The organism is bacterium, assembly GCA_021108215.1.
Lineage (GTDB): Bacteria > Oederibacteriota > JAAXVQ01 > JAAXVQ01 > JAUVAV01 > JAIORK01.
Genome location: JAIORK010000022.1, coordinates 12122 through 30931, shown reverse-complemented (window position 1 = coordinate 30931; position 18810 = coordinate 12122). Strand labels below are relative to the sequence as shown.

General features: G+C 48.7%; 15 protein-coding genes. All 15 read left to right on the top strand.

All coding sequences use genetic code 11. The annotated features are described in order from the left end of the window. Positions 1-20 precede the first annotated feature (20 nt). Positions 21-1499, top strand: a complete 1479-nt coding sequence (locus K8S19_04330) for a flippase (GenBank protein MCD4812899.1) — start codon at positions 21-23, stop codon at positions 1497-1499. Further along, complete coding sequence (locus K8S19_04325; protein MCD4812898.1) at positions 1496-2518, top strand: glycosyltransferase family 2 protein; 1023 nt, start codon at positions 1496-1498, stop codon at positions 2516-2518. Before K8S19_04330 ends, K8S19_04325 begins: the two co-directional genes overlap by 4 nt. Beyond that, a complete protein-coding gene (locus K8S19_04320; GenBank protein MCD4812897.1) occupies positions 2515-3471 on the top strand; it encodes a glycosyltransferase family 2 protein in 957 nt (318 codons plus the stop codon). The genes K8S19_04325 and K8S19_04320 overlap by 4 nt, the downstream gene beginning before the upstream one ends. Beyond that, entirely contained in the window at positions 3468-4592 is a 1125-nt protein-coding gene (locus tag K8S19_04315) for a glycosyltransferase (protein ID MCD4812896.1), read from the top strand. The genes K8S19_04320 and K8S19_04315 overlap by 4 nt, the downstream gene beginning before the upstream one ends. Further along, on the top strand, positions 4592-5761 hold the full coding sequence (locus K8S19_04310; GenBank protein ID MCD4812895.1) for a glycosyltransferase: 1170 nt from the start codon (positions 4592-4594) through the stop codon (positions 5759-5761). Before K8S19_04315 ends, K8S19_04310 begins: the two co-directional genes overlap by 1 nt. After that, positions 5761-7236, top strand: a complete 1476-nt coding sequence (locus tag K8S19_04305; protein MCD4812894.1) for a B12-binding domain-containing radical SAM protein — start codon at positions 5761-5763, stop codon at positions 7234-7236. Before K8S19_04310 ends, K8S19_04305 begins: the two co-directional genes overlap by 1 nt. Further along, positions 7233-8381, top strand: coding sequence for a glycosyltransferase family 4 protein (locus K8S19_04300; GenBank protein MCD4812893.1), 1149 nt, complete (start codon positions 7233-7235; stop codon positions 8379-8381). Before K8S19_04305 ends, K8S19_04300 begins: the two co-directional genes overlap by 4 nt. Positions 8382-8412: 31 nt before the next feature. Further along, on the top strand, positions 8413-8877 hold the full coding sequence (locus tag K8S19_04295) for a cyclic nucleotide-binding domain-containing protein (GenBank protein ID MCD4812892.1): 465 nt from the start codon (positions 8413-8415) through the stop codon (positions 8875-8877). Between the two features lie 146 nt (positions 8878-9023). Continuing rightward, complete coding sequence (gene dnaX, locus K8S19_04290) at positions 9024-10769, top strand: DNA polymerase III subunit gamma/tau (GenBank protein MCD4812891.1); 1746 nt, start codon at positions 9024-9026, stop codon at positions 10767-10769. Continuing rightward, the gene (locus K8S19_04285) at positions 10766-11077 is read left to right on the top strand and encodes a YbaB/EbfC family nucleoid-associated protein (GenBank protein ID MCD4812890.1); all 312 of its coding nucleotides are present in this window, start codon (positions 10766-10768) and stop codon (positions 11075-11077) included. Before dnaX ends, K8S19_04285 begins: the two co-directional genes overlap by 4 nt. A gap of 11 nt (positions 11078-11088) precedes the next feature. After that, entirely contained in the window at positions 11089-11682 is a 594-nt protein-coding gene (recR, locus tag K8S19_04280) for a recombination mediator RecR (protein MCD4812889.1), read from the top strand. Between the two features lie 363 nt (positions 11683-12045). Further along, positions 12046-15567, top strand: a complete 3522-nt coding sequence (nifJ, locus tag K8S19_04275) for a pyruvate:ferredoxin (flavodoxin) oxidoreductase (protein ID MCD4812888.1) — start codon at positions 12046-12048, stop codon at positions 15565-15567. Positions 15568-15964: 397 nt separating this feature from the next. Next, complete coding sequence (locus K8S19_04270) at positions 15965-16267, top strand: nucleotidyltransferase domain-containing protein (protein ID MCD4812887.1); 303 nt, start codon at positions 15965-15967, stop codon at positions 16265-16267. Beyond that, positions 16257-16643 carry a HEPN domain-containing protein gene (locus K8S19_04265; protein MCD4812886.1) on the top strand — a complete coding sequence of 129 codons (387 nt, stop codon included), beginning with the start codon at positions 16257-16259 and terminating at the stop codon, positions 16641-16643. The genes K8S19_04270 and K8S19_04265 overlap by 11 nt, the downstream gene beginning before the upstream one ends. 693 nt (positions 16644-17336) lie before the next feature. Further along, positions 17337-17693 (top strand): helix-turn-helix domain-containing protein, encoded by a 357-nt coding sequence (locus K8S19_04260; protein ID MCD4812885.1) that lies wholly within the window; start codon positions 17337-17339, stop codon positions 17691-17693. Positions 17694-18810: the final 1117 nt, after the last annotated feature.

Below are 18810 nucleotides of genomic sequence, written 5' to 3'. Positions count from 1 at the left end.
TTTGATTTTCGGGGGCATGTGTGAGCACAGAGGAAAAAAAACCACAAATCAACAGTACCGCCCGGGTGGCCAAAAATTCACTGGTGCAGATGGCTGCGGGGGTGATTAATAAAATATTGGGCGTGGCGCTGATTATTTATGCCGCCCGCCAATTGGGGACGGAAGGGTTCGGGCAATATACGTTTGTGCTTTCATTGCACGCAATTTTTTATATTTTCACAGATTTTGGATTGGGGACGTTGACAACCCGCGATCTGGCCAAACACCCGGAAAAAGAGTCGACCTATTTTACAAATATTGCGGCGTTGCGGCTGTTCCTTTCGTTGTTTGCCGGAATTGCCATGATAGGCAGCGTGGCAATACTGGGACATCCACCGGAAATCATCAAGCTGACCGTCGTATTGGCGCTCTCCTTATTTTTTAACAGCAATATTGATACAGCATCGTCCATTTTTTATGCGCATCAACGGATGGAAATTACGTCCTCGGTTTCTGTAGTGGCCAATACCTTCCGTATCGGTGTTTCATTGGGCGCGTTGGCAGTCGGCGAGGGTGTTTTGGCATTGATTTGGATCCATTTTTTCTACTCGGTTTTGCACATGACGGTCCTGGTCGGGATTTTATTTTATTTCATCCGGCCGGAATTTAAATTGGATACCGGATTTTGGAAACAGATGCTTAAACAGGCCTATCCGCTGGCATTGGCAAATTTTTTCTCAATTATATATTTTCGGGTGGATACCGTGATGCTGGCTTCCATGAAAGGGCAGGAAGCGGTGGGACTTTATAATGCGGCGTTTCGTCTGCTGGAACTTACCCTGTTGCTGCCGGCTTATTATGGGGGAGCGATTTTTCCGGTAATTTCGCAGAGCTATAGTAATCATCAACAGCGTTTTTTGCTTATTTACCGGCGTTCCATGAAATATATGTTTTTGTTGTCTCTCCCATTGGCTGCCGGTGCAGCCCTGCTGGCACCGCAGTTTATTGACATCCTCTATAAGCAGGACTATGCCGCGAGTGTGCCGGTGCTCACAGTGCTGATGTGGTGTTTGGTTTTAATTGCGGTCAATAGCATCAATGCGCCTTACTTAATTGTCATGGGACGGCAAAAAATTGTCACCCGCCTGGTGATGATCGGCATGCTGCTCAACATTGGATTGAATGCCTATGCCATTCCGCGCTATGGCATGCTGGGTGCGGCCTGGGTAACCCTGATTTCCGAAGGGGTTACTATTGCGATGTTCATGCTGGCGTTGCGTCGCTCTCTGGAAATGCGTTTTCGTATGCTGCGTCATTTTTTGAAACCGGTTCTGGCCATGGCGGTGATGGCAGGGCTGCTGATTGTATTTCAATCCTGGGATATGGGATATAAAATTGTCATCGGCGGCATGGTTTATTTAAGTCTGCTTTGGGGTCTAAAAGTATTCGATGAGGTGGATATCGAGATTTTTACACGGATTATCCGCCCAACCAAAAGTGGAGGAATGAAATTGACATGAGACGGCCCAAAGTAAGCATGATTGTTTTAACCTACAACGGATGGAAATTGTTGGACGAGTGTTTGCAAAATGTTTTGCGCCAGGATTATTTGGACTTGGAAGTCTTGGTCGTGGACAATGGTTCGAATGACGGGACGCTGGAAAAAATGCAGCAGGTGCACCCGGACATCCGGGTGCTGGCACTGGAGAAGAATTCAGGCTTTGCCGGCGCCAACAATGCCGGTGTCCTGCATACACAAGGTGAGTATGTGGCCTTGGTTTCAAATGATGTGTATCTGCCGATCAATTTTGTCAGCAATCTGGTTGCGGCATTGGAAGCGGACCCGCAGGCAGCGCTCGCCGGGCCGGGTGTGTATAATTTGAAAATGAATATGGCGCATTATCCGTATGTGGGCAGCATGGGTTTGACAGGGACGATTATTCAGCATGTTTTTAAGGACACCACGCTCTCATTCGGTGCTGCCGGGTGTTCGCTCATGTTCCGGCGGTCCATGATTCCACTCCCCTTTGATGAAGATTATGGATTTTTTCATGAGGAAGTTTATTTGGCGTGGAAAGCCCGTTTGCAGGGATACAAGGTGCTGCGTCTTCCGGAAACAGTGGTGAAGCATATCGGCGGGGCCACGGTCGGCGGTATTGGTGATGAGAACCGTTTTTTAATTGAGCGCAACCGTTGGCTGAATTATTTGACCTTGTTTTCGGAGACAACCCGGAAGAAAATTTCGCCGCTGATGCAATTGTCACAATGGGTGGAAAGCTTGGCTGACCGCCGCGCAGGCCGGTCGCGCGCGCCGGTCAAAAAAGCGCATCACTGGATCAAGCAAAACCGTTCCTTGATTCAGGAAAAATTTATCGCCCTGCAAAAATTACGAAAAGTCAAGGATGAGGATATTATTGCCTGGATGAGCTATAAAATAACCACGCAGGATTCCCCGGCAGGCAGATTTATTAACTGCCTGGCATGGCGGTGGTGCCGGATCAGCGGGCTGAAACCACGGGAAATACTGGAAAAAAAATGACACAGACCGATCACTATCAACTTTCCCTGATTATTGTCAATTGGAATACCAAGGATATGCTGCTTGCGTGCCTGGCATCACTTGTGGCGCAATTAGGCAGTGAGGCTTTTGAGTGTATTGTGGTGGACAATGCTTCGCAGGATGGGAGCGTCGCAGCGGTGGCAGAGCAGTATCCGGCAGTGAAAGTGATTGCCAATCAAAGCAATCGCGGTTTTGCCGCTGCGACCAACCAAGGCATTGCGATTGCCACCGCACCGTTGGTGGGATTGCTGAATCCGGATACTCAGATCAAAGAGGATGCATTGACCTTTATGATCCGGGCGATGCTTGTCGATGAAACCCTTTTGGCGGTTGGGCCGCAATTGCTCAATAGTGACGGCAGTCTGCAACCCTCCGGCCGGCGGTTTCCCGGTTTTTTTCGGACCTTGCTGGAAGGATTGCTGCCGGAATTCGTGAAACAATCGCGCGGGTGGCGCAAAGCGGCTTTCGGGCGGACTGATTTTTATCAACCCGCAAAAGTCGATGAACTGTCCGGCGCCTGTTTTATCACGCGCCGTGAGGTGTTGGATAAAATCGGTTTGTTGGATGAAGGGTATTTTATTTATTTTGAAGAAATTGATTGGTTTCGGAGACTGCGGAAAATACCCGGATATGTTTTATACCAACCGGCGGCCCAGGTGGTGCATCATTGGGCTGCCAGTTTGTCGCAGTGCGGGGACCAGGCCTGGCGCTGGCACTATGACGCATTGTTTAGATATTGGCGTAAACATCATGGGTGGTTTTGGACAGTGGGCATTCGCAAGGTGGTTTTTTTTCACGCGCTGGTATGGAGCCTAGTGCAGCTGCTCAAGACAGTTTTTTTTCACAGCGCCTGGCGCAGTTTGCCGGGAAAGCTTAAACGCAATGGTCTGATTATGAGGATGGCCTTGAAAGGCGGGGAGGGTACAGCATGAAAATTGCCATGCTTACAACCTGGAGTGAACCTTGCGGTATTGCGGATTATGCCAAAGGTTTGGTGGCGGCACTCAAGCCGCAAGCTGCCGTGGATGTCATTGAAATAAAACACGGCCGGCACAAGCGTGATTATTTTCGCAAGCTTGGGCAGGCATGTGTCGGCTATGATCTGGTGCACATTCAGCATGAATATGTTTTTTTCGGCGGGCGCGATCCCTGGAATGCCGATTGGAAGGAATTGATACGCCACATAAAAGTCCCCTACATTGTGACCGTGCATACCTGGCTCAGACCTTTTTCCGGCGGGGGGTGGATCAAGCGTTCAGTGCGTGCGCTGCGTCTGGGCGTGTATACTCTGATCGGCTGGCAGCGCTATCTTGAGGCCGGACAATTTAAAGGGGCGGTAAAAGTAATCGTGCATACGCAGGCGTTTGCACAGGCGTTGATGAAAAAAGGAATTGCCCGGGAAAAAGTTCAGGTTATGGACCAGGGGATACCCGGTGCGCCTCAGTTTGCATCAGGGCTGCGGGCCAAAGCGCGCTGGGGGCTTGCCGGTCAGGTTGTGACGCTTTTTGGGTTTTTAATTCCGTCCAAAGGGCATCTGCTGGCCCTGGAAGCCTGGCAGCAAGCACCGGAAAATACCACCCTGATGATTGTCGGGAAACCCTTTTCCAAAGTAGATACGCTGTATGCAGAAAAAGTCAAAACGCAGGCAAATACTTTTCCGGGGACAGTAAAAATGACCGGTTATTTAGAGCCGGACGATTTGGCAGACCTTTTGCTGGCATCTGATCTTGTTATTTTGCCCTATACTGCGGGGACCGCCTCGTATTCACTCTCAGTGGTTTTGGCGCATGGCTGTGTTGCTTTGACCTCGGATATAGAATGCTTTCAGGAATTATCGCGGAATACCGCGATGCTTGAAACCTTCCCGAACCGGAACGCGGCTGCGCTTGCAACGCAGCTGAAGGGGTTGCTGCAAGACAGTGTGCGGCGTCAAAAGCTCCGGGAAAATGCCGCCAACTGGGTGCAGGCGCACCAATGGGAGATGATTGCATCCCTGCTGATTCATGTGTATACTGAAGTTATGCAGACACTGCAAAGCGACGATCACGTATAATGGATACAATGCCACGCTCGATTTTAATCATTTCAGGAACTTGGCCGCCCATGCGGTGCGGGGTGGGGGATTATACTTCGCGGCTCAGCGAGCATTTGGCTGCTTTGGCAGTCAAGGTACATGTCTTGACCTCGCGCGGCGCCAGAGCTGATTTTAGAATCGGCGGTGGGGCGGTGGTTGATGTTATACCGGTCATTGATCAATGGGACTGCGGGGCCTTGATCAAAATCGGAGAAACCGTTGCGGACATAAAACCGGATTTGGTCCTGTTGCAATGGCCGACCGCAGTTTACGGCCGTTTCATGGCAGTCAACCGGATCACCCTATTTTTGAAAAAAACATTTCCGGATCTTCCGGTGATCACCACACTGCATGAATACCGTTATTTTAACTGGTTTGGTCAATGGCGCGCACGCCGCTTGATCTCCGGTGCCGACCGGACAATTTTGGTGGACCCGCAGGACCTGGCATTGCTCCGGAAAAAAAGCGGTCAGGGAAATGAAGACCTGCAGCATATTCCCATTGGATCAAATATTCCAAGACAGGCCGGGACCTTTGACCGCGCGGCGAAGCGGAAACAGCTGGGATTTGAGGCGGGCCATTTTGTTGTGGTGTTTTTTGGCTTTGTCAATGAACCCAAAGGCGTGGAGACCCTGTTACATGCGGTTTCTCAATTGTCAGGAAATCACTGTGGACTGCGTTTGCTGTTTTTGGCCCAGCTGGATGAAAAAAACACCTACCACCGGAAAATTTCGGCATTGATGCGACAGTTGGATCTGGATAAAATAATGGTCCGGCCAAAATGGGAAGCCCCGCGCGAGGTTGCCGGGATGCTGGCAGCTGCTGATTGTGCGGTGCTGCCGTATACCGATGGGATTTCAATGAAGCGGGGTACGCTATTGGCCTGCCTTGAGCAATCCTTGTCGATCATTTCAACCCTGCCGGAGGCGGCCGGGCAAGTTCCTTTTATTGATGGACAAAATATGCTGCTGGTCCCGGCAAAAAACATATCAACCCTGAAGGCTGCGCTGGAAAAATATCTGCAAAACCCTGAGGTGCTTGCTGCGTTTTCCAAAGCAGCCGGTGATTTACGAGAGGCCTTTTCCTGGGAACGTATTGCGGAGCAGCATCTGGCCTTGTTTGAAGACGTTATTGAGGAGTATTGCTGATGCAGGACCATTTCAGTTCTGTGAGTTGGGATATTGCATTGATTGATCCGGATGGATTTGCGCAAGGCATGAAAAGGACCCGGCCTGGAAAAAAACTGTTTCCTCATATTGGTTTGGCCTATTTGGCGGCGAGCCTGGAGAAAAACGGAGATCGGGTTTCTGTCTTGGATGCCGGGATTGCCACGCAGCGCGAGATTCAGCGTTTTTTATCCCAGCCTTATAATATTGTCGGTATCACAGCAACCAGTTTTACATTTCGCGAGGCGTTAATAGTTGCCCGGGAAATTAAGAAACGGTATCCCTCGGTCCCGGTTTTGGTGGGCGGCCCGCATACATCCATTGATCCGCAGGGGTGTCTGGCTGATCCCGTGATTGATTTTGCCATCCGCGGGGAAGGCGAGGTGGCGGCAGTAGATTTTATCGAAGTTCTCAAGCATGCCGGTTGTGTTTCCCGTGAGTTGCTCGACCAGATTCCCGGTATTGTTTTTCGTGAGCACGGCACAGTCTATGCTGGTCAGCCGGCAGCCCGTATCCGCCAACTGGATGCGCTCCCGTATCCAGCCTGGCATTTGTTTCCCATGCGGCGTTACAAACAGCATGTGTTGCTCAGCAGTCGCGGCTGTCCCATGGATTGTTCGTTTTGTGCGATTAAAACCATTTGGGGTGTTCAATGGATTCGCCGAAATCCGAAAGAGGTTGTTGCGGAAATGGCCTGGATGGTCCAAAAGTGGGGGAGAAAATTGGTCCATATCAACGATGATAACCTCACTATGAATGCTGTTCATATTGAATCTTTTTGTGATGAAATCATCAAGCGCCGGCTCCAGGTTCAGTGGGTTGCCCAGGGCATGCGGGCGGATGCGGCCAGGATGGATAGTTTAAAAAAAATGCGGCGTGCCGGTTGCCATCGTGTTTCTTTGGGTATAGAATCAATTGATTCGGGTGTCTTGGATGCAGTGGGGAAAAAAGAGACGCCCGAAGACATGGCCCAGGCGATTGATTTGTGCAAACAAGTCGGGATTCAGGTGCTCGGCATGTTTATGATCGGCAATCAGAATGATACGCTGGAAACTGTTCGGAAATCAATTGTTTTTGCAAAGGAAAAAAAAATTGATCTTCCGGCTTTTTATATGGCGTTACCCTATCCCGGGACACGTTTATGGGAGTATGTGAAAACGCAGGGGAAATTCGTCAATGAAGATTATTTATCTTTTGACCATATGAGCACAGAACCGGTTTTTGAAACACGCGTGTTTACTTTGGAGCAAAGGCGGCAGGTCTACCGGGAAACAGAGCGCTTTTGCCGTGTTCAGCTGCTGAAATATCATTTGTTTTTTTGGTGGCTGCCAAGGGTGATCAAAAGAAATGCGTATGAAATCAGAACGGAGATTACTTTGTATTTAAAGGCGTTTTTTGCTCCTCTTAGACTGCTGCGCATGCTTTTCCAGCGTTGGACGCCTGGAGGAACAAAATGAAGCAATCCATCATGATTGACGGGAGACCGGCCCAAGGGAAGCTGCGGGGTGTCGGGGTCTATACGTCGCGTTTGATACGCGCTTTGGCTTCCATTGTGGATAAACCGGTTGATATTCATGTGGCCCTCAACCGGAAAAGCGGCGGGGACCCGTGGGAAGATCTGCCTGATTTGGTACGGGTATGGGGTACGGCCGGAAATCAGGCCCGCTGGGAGCAAGTCATTTTGCCCAGATTGGCACATCAGGCCAAAGCCGACTTGTTGCACTGTACTGCCAATAGTTCCCCCTTGCATTGTAAAATTCCGCATGTGGTCACAGTGCATGATGCCATTTTTATCAGACGGCTGCTTCAAATTTCAGGCACGATTTATCCGAAGCAGGTTTTGGCGCATTACTACCATCAATGGACCATTGGCAGGGGAGCCCGGCGGGCTGACTGCGTCATCACCGACTCGCAGTTTTCCAAATCGGAACTCATAAAGAAAATTCGACTGGATCCTGAAAAGGTTGATGTGATTCCCCTGGCGGATCCCCACCAGACACCGCCCTTGCCGGAAAGCAAGGTGAAGGAAATTATTGAACAGCATAAAATCAGACGTCCCTATCTGCTGGGATTCGGTGCCATTGATTTGAGAAAAAATACCGCCAATCTGGTGCGGGCGTTTGCGCGTTTGCCGCGATCGGCAGCCGATATGCTGGTGCTAACAGGATTTGAAAAACACGAGAAATCATTGGTGCCGAATTTGATAAAACAATTCGGCATGCATAACCGGATTAAAATTTTGGGGTATATCAGTGAAAAAGAACTGACCGCTTTGTTTCAGGCGGCGGCAGCGTTTGTGTATCCCTCCAAGATGGAAGGATTTGGGCTCCCGATTCTTCAGGCTTTTCGTCTGGGCGTTCCTGTGATTACCACGAATGCAGGGTCGATTCCCGAAGTCGCGGGGAATGCCGTCCGTTTGGTGGAGCCGGATGATCCCCGGAGTATCTGTCAGGCAATTCTCACGGTTTTAATTGATTCCAATGAGGCGCATCGCCTGGCGCTGACGGGCTACCTTCAGGCCAAGAAGTTCACCTGGGAAAAGACCGCCCAAAGTACCCTGGAGGTCTATGCCAGGGTATTGCACTACAGAAAAAAGGAATAGCCGGTTTAGGTTTTTTTTGAAGGAGTCTGTCATGGAAATGATGATTCGGATTCTCAAGACGCATGCCATGTTTGAGGAATTTTCTGATGAAGAATTTTTGCTGATTATGAACATGTGTGAACGGCAGGAATATAAAAAAGGCGACCGGGTATTTGAAGAAGCGCAAGCGGATCACGGAGTCTATTTTATTGAAGAGGGAATTGTGAGAATCACCAAGATCAATTCAGGCAAAGAAAAAGTTATTGCCATGTTTGGGATGGGGAATATTTTTGGTGAAATGTCTTTTTTGGATATGCACCCCCGTTCCGCCACCGTCACGGTGGATGAAGATGCGGTTTTATTCTGCCTCCGGCCTGAGCAGTTGACCAGTTTGGAGAAAAACACCCCCCGTACCGCCGTGAAACTTTTAAGGGTTTTTATTGAAAAATTGACCGCGCGTCTCAGGCAGACCGATGACGCGCTGGTGGAACAGGCAGATAGGATTATTATTACTTGAGCGGCGGTTTCTGTAAAAGCCCGGTTGGTTGCGGTTTTCCCGCCCGGACAGTCCTTGACGCAGCCAGGTGCCCGTAGTAGAATAACGGCCCGTCTGAAACCCTATTGAATACGACAGTTGAGATTCCAATTTTTGAGGTAACCAAGATGTCCTATGTAGTGATGGCAAGAAAATGGCGGCCCCGCACGTTTGATACCGTGGTAGGCCAGGATCATGTTGTGCGCACATTAAAGAATGCCATTTCGGCAAACCGAATTTCCCATGCCTACCTGTTTACCGGTCCGCGCGGCGTGGGCAAAACCTCTTCGGCCCGGCTGTTGGCCAAGGCGGTCAACTGTCTTTCGCCCGAGAGTGGAGAGCCTTGCAATCATTGCGTGCGTTGTGAAGAGATTATGAGCAACAGTACGACGGATGTGATTGAGATTGACGCCGCTTCCAATGGCTTGGTGGATGATGCCAGGGAATTGCGGGAAAAGGTGCGCTATGCACCCGCAACATGCCGGTACAAGGTCATTATCATTGATGAAGTTCATATGATGAGCAATGCTGCGTTCAACGCACTGCTGAAAACCCTGGAAGAACCTCCCGCGCATACAATTTTTATTTTGGCCACAACGGAATCACACAAAGTGCCGGCCACCATTATGAGCCGCTGTCAGCGTTTTGATTTTCGGCGTATCCCGGAAAAAGAAATTGCTGAACGGTTGGCGGTCATGGCGGCGGCGGAAAAAATCACGGTTGAGGAAGAAGCGCTGCATGTGATCGCCCGGGGTGCCGACGGCAGTCTGCGGGACGGGCAGAGTCTTTTTGACCAAATTGTCAGTTTTAGCGGCAATGATGTGACAACCGAGGATGTTATCACCGTGCTGGGGCTGGTTGATGCGCAGGTTTTTGTTGCCTTGGTGGATGCGATTGCGCAAAAAGTACCTGCGGACGCCATGGAAGCGGTGGACCGCCTGGTGAATAACGGCGCGGACCTTCGGCTGTTTATGAAAGATTGGGTTGAATACTGGCGTTCTTTGGTCATGCTGCGTGTTGTGGGGCGGAAACCGCCGACGGCGCATGAACCGGCCACCACGGTTGAGCAAGAGGCGCAGCGTCAGTCAGGGCTTTTCTCTCTGGAAGAGCTGCTCAATTTAGCGAAAATTGCGGTGAACACGGACGATCAACTCCGCCGGACACAGCATCCCAGGTTATTGCTGGAATTGCTTTTACTCCAATTGTGTTCAGCGGACCGTTTGGTCTCTTTGGAATCGCTATGGCGGCAACTGCAAGCCATGGAAACACGGGTGGCGCAAATGCCGGAAACAGCAGTACTTTCGTCAGGTGCCGGTACGGTGCCGGATCAGCAGCCGGTTGTCCCGGCAGCAGCGGTCAGCGAAGAAGCGCTCGGTATTGAAAAGGAGCCGAAAGAATCCCAATCGTCGATTGAAGGTGAGCGGACTTTGGTGGTGGATGCACTGGAAGATGCTGCGGAACTTTCCTATCATGATAAAGTTAAAGAAAACTGGGATGCGATTATGCAATTGGTCGGGCAGGAGAACCGGCGCGTGCAGGCATTGCTGCGTGATGCGACACTGACCGGGGCGGAAGAGGGGCTGGTTGAACTTACCTGTGCATCCGTATATCACCGGACCGGCCTGGAAAAAGAGGATGCCCGCAAGGTGATTGAAACGGTCCTGGAATCGGAGCTGGGTCGGCGTACGCGTATTCAGTTGAAATGTGAGGAAGACGTCAAAAACGAGAAGGGACCTGCCCAAGCCACGGAAAAAGATAAGGAAAAAGAATTTGAGGACATTACCCGCAATGAACCCCTGGTCCGGAAAACCCTGGAAATGTTCGGTGGTAAGATTGTGGATATTATACAAAAACCCGCAGGAGGGAAAAAATGAGTTTTCTGGATATGGCGAAGCAGTTAAAAAATATGCAGGGTGAAATGAAAAAGGCCCGCACCGTGCTGGCAGCTCAGACAGTGATTGGTAAGGCCGGCCGGGAGGATGTGGTGATTGAATTGAGCGGTGCCATGGAAGTTAAAAACGTAAAAATTAAGCCTGATCTGATTGAAAAAAATGATGTGTCCCAGTTGGAGAAATTGGTGAAAGAGGCGATGGCGGACAGTATTCATCGCGCGCAAAAACTGGCTTCCTCCCAGATCGGTTCGATGACCGGCTTGGGCGGCAAAAATCCTTTCGGCGGTTAAGTCTTATGACGCTGTATACCGGTGCGCTGGCACGTATGATTGATGAGCTGGGGCGGATGCCCGGTGTGGGTCCCAAGACCGCCCAGCGATTGGCATTTCATCTGCTTAGACAGGATCGCGCAGCAGTGGAGCGACTGGCCCATACGCTGGTGGAAGCCAAGGATAAAATTCAGTACTGTGCAACGTGTTTTTCACTGTGCGAAGAAGAAATCTGCAGTGTCTGCCGGCATCCCCGGCGGGATGTGTCGATTATTTGTGTGGTGGAAGAACCCAACGATGTTTTTGCCCTGGAGCGTACCAAGGCATTTCAGGGGAAATATCATGTTCTGATGGGGACCTTGTCTCCCATCGAAGGCATTGGGCCGGATGATCTCAAAATAACCGAGTTGCTCAAACGGCTTGAATCGAACGAGGTCAAAGAAGTTGTGATTGCCACCAATCCGGATGTTGAGGGCGAGGCCACGGCATTGTATCTGGCCAAATTGATTAAACCGCTCGGGGTGCGCGTCTCGCGCCTGGCCAGCGGTCTTCCGGCAGGCGGGGACCTGGAATATGCTGATGATGTCACAATCAGTCAGGCGATCAGCGGCAGGCGGGAATTGTAGGGACGGGGGGCAGTCCTGAAAACAATGATAAATGGAATGATGGGCGCGGCTTGTCCCGCGCATGCGGGATGCCGTGCCTTTACATATAAAAATTGTGATTCCGTTCTTGCCTTTTTTTGACAAACGCGTATAATTTTAGCCCGATAGATGGTTGTGATAGGGAAAAAAGTAATCAAGTCTTCGTGAAACCTCATGACGATAAAAAGTATTTTTACGCTTTAGCGAAGAGGTTTCAGTCCGATCATTTTCCTGAAAGAGCATTCATGCCGGAATGAACAGGATCAATCAATTGGAATGGGTCAAGGATGAGGGCGCTTCCAATGAAAAATACTTGTAAAATATAAATAAAAGAAGGGATTTATTATGTCTGAAAAAAAGATGGTTACAATTGATGGAAATACCGCGGCGGCGCATGTTGCTTATGCATTTAGCGAAGTGGCGGCAATCTATCCCATTACCCCCAGTTCGCCCATGGGTGAAAGTTCTGATGAATGGGCCAGCCAGGGCAGGGAAAATGTATTTGGCAAGAAAGTCGATGTCATCGAAATGCAGTCGGAAGCCGGGGCAGCCGGGGCAGTGCACGGCGCGTTGAGCGGCGGCGCGCTGACCACGACATTTACCGCCTCTCAGGGCTTGTTGCTCATGATTCCCAATATGCATAAAATCGCGGGTGAAATGCTCGCCACTGTATTTCATGTATCTGCCAGATCGCTGGCGTGTCAAAGTTTGTCGATTTTTGGGGACCATTCGGATGTTATGTCCGTCAGAAATACCGGGTTTGCCATGACAGCAGCAACCTCTATTCAGGAAACCATGGATATGTCCGTGGTCGCTCACTTGGCAACTTTAAAAGCGCAAGTGCCTTTTTTAAACTTTTTTGATGGTTTCAGAACATCGCATGAAGTCCAGAAAGTGGAAGAAATATCTTATGACGATATCGCGTCATTGATTGAACCGGAGTATATTGAACAATTTAGAAACAGAGCCATGCGGCCGGAAGCACCGATTATTAAGGTTTCCGCCCAGAACCCGGATGTTTATTTTCAGGGCCGCGAGACAGTCAATAAATACTATGATGCCATCCCTGCCATTGTTCAGGAGTATATGGACAAGCTGGCCGCGGTGATCGGCAGACAGTATCATCTTTTTGATTATATCGGTGCACCGGATGCAGAAAAAGTCATTATCGCGATGGGCAGCGGCTGCGATACCATTGAACACACCGTCAACTATCTGGTTGGCAAGGGTGAAAAAGTCGGGGCGATTAAAGTGAGGCTCTACCGGCCTTTTTCAGTCAAAGCGTTTATTGATGCCGTCCCAACCAGCTGCAAAAAAATCGCAGTACTGGATAGAACCAAAGAACCCGGCGCCATCGGTGAACCGCTGTTTCTGGATGTTGTCGCATCTTTGGCAGGCAAGGATATCAAGATCATCGGCGGCCGCTATGGTCTTTCCAGCAAAGAATTCACACCTTCTCATGTGAAGGCGGTTTTTGATCACCTGGAGGGTAAAGCTTTTCACAATTTCACTGTGGGCATCAATGATGATGTCACCAACCTTTCGCTGGAGATCAAAGAAAAAGTCCGTTTGGCACCTGAAGATGTGGTGAACTGCATGTTCTGGGGTCTGGGGGCGGATGGCACGGTTGGCGCTGCCAAAAACTCGATTAAAATTATTGGTGAAAATACCGATAAAAATGCACAGGCCTACTTTGTCTATGATTCCAAAAAATCAGGCGGTGTTACCGTATCCCATCTGAGATTTGGCGACAGCTCGGTCAACATGCCATGGCTGATTGATGAGGCTGACTTTGTGGCTTGTCACAATCAGGCTTATATTGGGAAATATGATATGCTGGGTCCGATTAAAGAGGGCGGGACATTTATTCTCAACTCTCACATCCATGCGACAGAAGCGTTTGAACATCTCACTCAAGAGATGCAGGAAGAAATTATTGACCGCAAGATCAAGTTTTATACCATTGATGCTCTGAAAATCGCGGAAGAAACCGGATTGGGCATCAGAATTAATACGGTTATGCAGGCAGCCTTTTTTAAAGTTTCCGGGATTCTTCCGGAAGCGGAAGCCATTGAGTTGATTAAAAAAGCGATCAAGAAGACCTTTGCCACCAAGGGTGATGATATTGTTAAAATGAACTGGGCCTCTGTTGATAAAGCGGCAGAAGCCTTGGAAAAAGTTGAGATTCCGGCAAGCATTACCAAATCATTTGCAGCTCCGGAACTGATTCCGGCATCAGCCGGCGATTTTGCCAGGGATGTGATTGAACCTGTCATGCGCCTGCAAGGGGATGATATCCCCGTATCCAAGATGTCTTTTGACGGCACACTGCCATTAGGAACAGCTGTTTTGGAAAAACGCGGTGTTGCCCCGGTGGTTGCGTCCTGGGTGTCGGAAAATTGTATTCAGTGCAACCAATGTGTGATGGCATGTCCGCATGCAGCGATCCGGGCGAAACAGATTGCGCCGGCTGATCTTAAAAATGCGCCGGAAACCTTTACCATCCTTAAATCAACCACTAAAAATGAAAAAGATTTGCAGTTTAAGATTCAGGTGTATACGGACGACTGTCAGGGTTGCGGTGTTTGTGTGGATGTCTGTCCCTCCAAAGTAAAATCGCTGTATATGAGTCCGATAGAAACCGAACGGGAAAAAGGCGAGCAAGCCAACTATGAGTTTTTTGATAAACTTCCGCATAATGTGCTGGATGGCACCACCCCGGCCCAAATCAAGGGTGCCCAGTTCAAAACTCCGTTGTTTGAATTCTCAGGTGCATGTGCCGGCTGCGGAGAAACGCCTTATGTCAAACTTATTTCTCAACTCTACGGCGACAATATGCTCGCTTCGAATGCGACCGGTTGCTCATCCATTTACGGCGGGACATTCCCGACCATTCCTTACTGTAAAACAGAGGATGGCAGAGGTCCGGCCTGGGGTAATTCACTGTTTGAGGATAACGCAGAGTATGGTTTTGGGATGAGACTGGCAGTCGACAGCAACCGGACATTGCTGAAAATCAATATCGACAAACTGCTGGCTTTGGGCACCACCAAAGATTTGGAAGTGGCGCTCAAGAAAAATATTGAACTGTGGGAAGTCAAAGGGGAAGAAGCTATTGTTGCCCAGACCGCGACCGGTCTGCTTTTGCAACCGGCCTTAAGAGATGCCACCGGTGAGGCAAAGAAAATTCTTTCCAAGATGACCGAACTCAAAGACTACTTTACCGACAAGAGTGTCTGGATCATTGGTGGTGACGGCTGGGCGTATGACATCGGCTTTGGCGGTCTGGACCATGTTGTTGCATCCGGTAAAAATGTCAATATCCTGGTTTTGGATACAGAAGTTTATTCCAATACAGGCGGTCAGGCTTCCAAAGCCACGCCGATAGCCGCAGTCGCGAAATTTGCCAATGCCGGGATGCGTTTTGGTAAAAAGAATCTGGGCATGATGTGCATGAGTTACGGTTATGTTTATGTTGCCTCCATTTCCATGGGTGCCAACCGCATGCAGACCCAGAAGGCGATCATGGAAGCCGAAGCCTACAATGGTCCTTCCATCATCTTTGCCTACAGTCCGTGTATCGCGCATGGTATCGATATGAGCAAATCGCAGCTGGAGCAAAAAAGAGCGGTTGAATCCGGTTATTGGCCTTTGTACCGCTTCAATCCCACTGCCGAAGAAGGCAAGCGGTTCACCTGGGAAAGCCGGGAACCCAAACTTGATTTCCAGGAATTCATCAGAGGGGAGAAACGGTTTTCTTCCCTCAAGAAAACCGCGCCCGAAGAAGCTGAAGCGCTTTTCAAAGAGTGTGAAACCGATACCAAGAAACGGATGGAATTCTACAAAAAACTCGGCGCGATCATGTAACCGGGTTTATAACCGTAAAACCCCCGGGGCGGCTGAGCAATCAGCTGCCCCTTTTTTTTGTTGAAAAACCCGTAGGGGCGCGACCTGTCCGGTGGATGCCGGATCATCGCGCCCGGAAGACCGTGTAGAGACGTTGCGTTCGTGTAGAGACGTTGCGTTCGTGTAGAGACGTTGCATGCAACGTCTCTACAACCTGGTACACAGCACAAAAAAACCTTCCTCCGAAAATTTTGCATGGAAAAGGGGAATAGAGGGGGAGATGTCAAAGTAGCAGAATCGCAGGACCGGCAGAGCACACGGAGAAAATCTGATAGAGTAAAGGTAAAAGCAATAATCCCCCTTTGAAAAAGGGCAGGAAAAAGTTATAATAAATAAAAATGAATTAAAAGGATCAGTCATGACAGCGCAAGAGAAACTAAACATTAAAAATGAACTCATTGATTGCTTGAAATATGAAAATGAAATTCAGAAAATTATTATTTTTGGGTCATTTATGCATGCAGAGGAACCGAATGATTTAGATATTGCGATTTTGCAGAGCAGTAATGAGAAGTATTTATCATTGGCAATGAAGTATCGGAAAAAAATCCGGGCAATATCAAAACGTATACCTGTTGATGTGATTCCCTTTAATTCATTCCAAGGTTCGAATTCCTTTTTTTCTCAAATTTCATCCGGGGAAATAATTTATGAAAAATGATGTTCTTATTTGGATGGATTATGCTCGAGAAAATTTAGCGTCCGCTGAAATTTTAATGGAAAAAGAACTTTTCAATCCTTGCTTGCAAAATATTCAACAAGCGATCGAAAAAGCATTGAAAGCTGTTCTGGTTTACAAAGATCTGTCTGTCAAGAAAACGCATAGTATTCAGGAATTGATTGGTTTACTGGAAAAAGAAAATATTCGATTAGATATAAGTGAAGAAAAAATTGAATTTATTGATTCTATTTACCTGCCTTCGAAATATCCTCTTGGGAGTGTTTTGCCGAATTTTGAACCGGCGCGTGAAGAGTGCAGCCAAGGTTTGGCAATCGCCATGGAAATCCATGATAAGGTGAAATCTATTTTAGCTTGAGGATTACTTTTTCCATTATTAGTTGAATATTTAAACTCCGCGCCAGACATAACCGTAAACCCCCCGGGGCGGCTGAGCAATCAGCTGCCCCTTTTTTATATTCAATCAAAAGCAAAGATTCACCACGGAGCGCACGGAGTACACGGAGAAAAGCTAAATAGGGTTAAAAAGCATCACGCCAAGCCGCAAAGGAACAAAGAACGCAAAGGGAAAGAAGATAAAAGTCTAAAAAGCTTTTCTTTGCGACTTAGCCGGTCCTGGGAATCATCTGATTTAATATCAAAGAGCAGGGCGTGAGGGAAGCTTTTCGATGTGAGGGGGATTTGAGAATACGGGTGGCGGAAACTTTTTTTAAGTGAATCATCAAGAAAACTGCATGGAATTTTTCGGAAATCTGTCTAATCAATTAGGCTGTAAAATAGTATTTGCCAAGTACTCCAGAATGGGGTAAAGTCAATATGGAATATAAAGTAACCATTAAGCGTAAATGGCTGAGGCGGTTAGTCAAATGTCCTGAGTGGGTGGAGAAACGATTTTATTATTTGGTTCAGGACTTGGAAGAAAAGGGTCCGATACTGAATCACTGGAAAAATTTCAGTCCCCTTGGCAAAGATTGTTATCACTGCCATTTGGGATATTCCTGGGTTGCTTGCTGGAAGCGTGAGCGAAATCAAATAACCATTGAGGTGTATTATGTTGGCAGTCGTGAAAATGCTCCATACTGATTTTACGGTCAAAGGGGACATCCCTTCAAAATTGCTGGATTTTCTCCACCATGAATACGGGAAAGCCTTGCATATTCATGAGGAAGAGGCGGTCCCGGTGAAGTCGACACAGTGGTATCAAAGCATGAAAAAAAAGGTCCGGCCCGGCGATGCGGTTCGTATCTATCGTCTGAATCGGGGCTGGACGCAGGAAGTGCTGGGAAAGAAAATCGGGGTTTCCAAATACAGGGTTTCCGATTATGAGAATCACCGCCGGTCGATAAGCAAGGAACTGGCAAAACGCCTCGCGAAGCTGTTTGATGAACCATTGGACAGGTTTGTGTGATTCGGGATACACCTGCACACCCCCGGGGCGGCTGAGCAATCAGCTGCCCCTTTTTTTATGCTGCTGTATTTGGGACAGCGCCGATGGGGGTGACGATTTCCTGGGCATGAATCGTGTGAATTGGTGGATTGGAATCGGTATCCGGCACCAAACATTATGACCGTGTAGAGACGTTGCATGCAACGTCTCTACGATACGGCGCACCGCACAAAAAACATTGCAATTTATGGAATTAGGGGTATGATATGCTCATAATTCAAAAGATCCAGGAAATGGTGATTTATCGATAAGTACTCCCTAAATAAATAAATTCGGATGGAGATAACCATGCTCACAAAAAATCCGGAAAGCATAGCAGAAGAGAGACAACCAAGACGCGCATAGAAATATGTGCGTCTTTTTTATTTTGAGGGGTGGGGATATGGTGGTTTGCTTAAACTGACAAACTGACTCCGATCCCTAATAGTGCCCAGGAATTCAGCGTTTTTTTGGGAAAGGCCGATGTGGCTAAAGTTTGAAGTTAGACATGTCCCGTAGGATGATGCTGCGTTGAAAACTGAGGATAGTCAATATTCATCATTGCAAGAATACCTTTCAACGTGTAATTTTGCGATTGTGTAATCGGTGCCGGAGTTTTGCGCCAGGCCAAGTCTGGACAAAGGGAATGAGGTGGGAAGTAAACTCTGAAACTTTGTAATGAAACCTAGTGGGTAACCAATCCCGCCCGGCAAAGCCTAGCCAGCAGCCGGAAGCGAGTCTTGCGTAGTGGAAGGGTGACTTTCTAAGACGAAGCGTAGACAGCGAGTACATAGGCCGTGTGACCGAGCCCCGAAATCACCAATGCGAAAGCCGACGTGTTGACTCCATCGGAAGGCAGCATCAAAGTATCGTCAAGGCCAGATACAGAGATTTCGCCGGGGTCGTAAGAGCAGGGCATGTGTACAGGAGGTTTTCCAGGAACCTGGGAGAATCTGTTGATCTCCATCTGATAATAGCGGTCAAGGGGAGCCCGGTGGAAAACCGAAATCTCCAGGTTTTTGTCAGCTAGTGCCAGGCAGACGGAAAATGATCCGGGACGTTGATTAGTATATCAGTATAGCCCTCACGCCATCCTCTT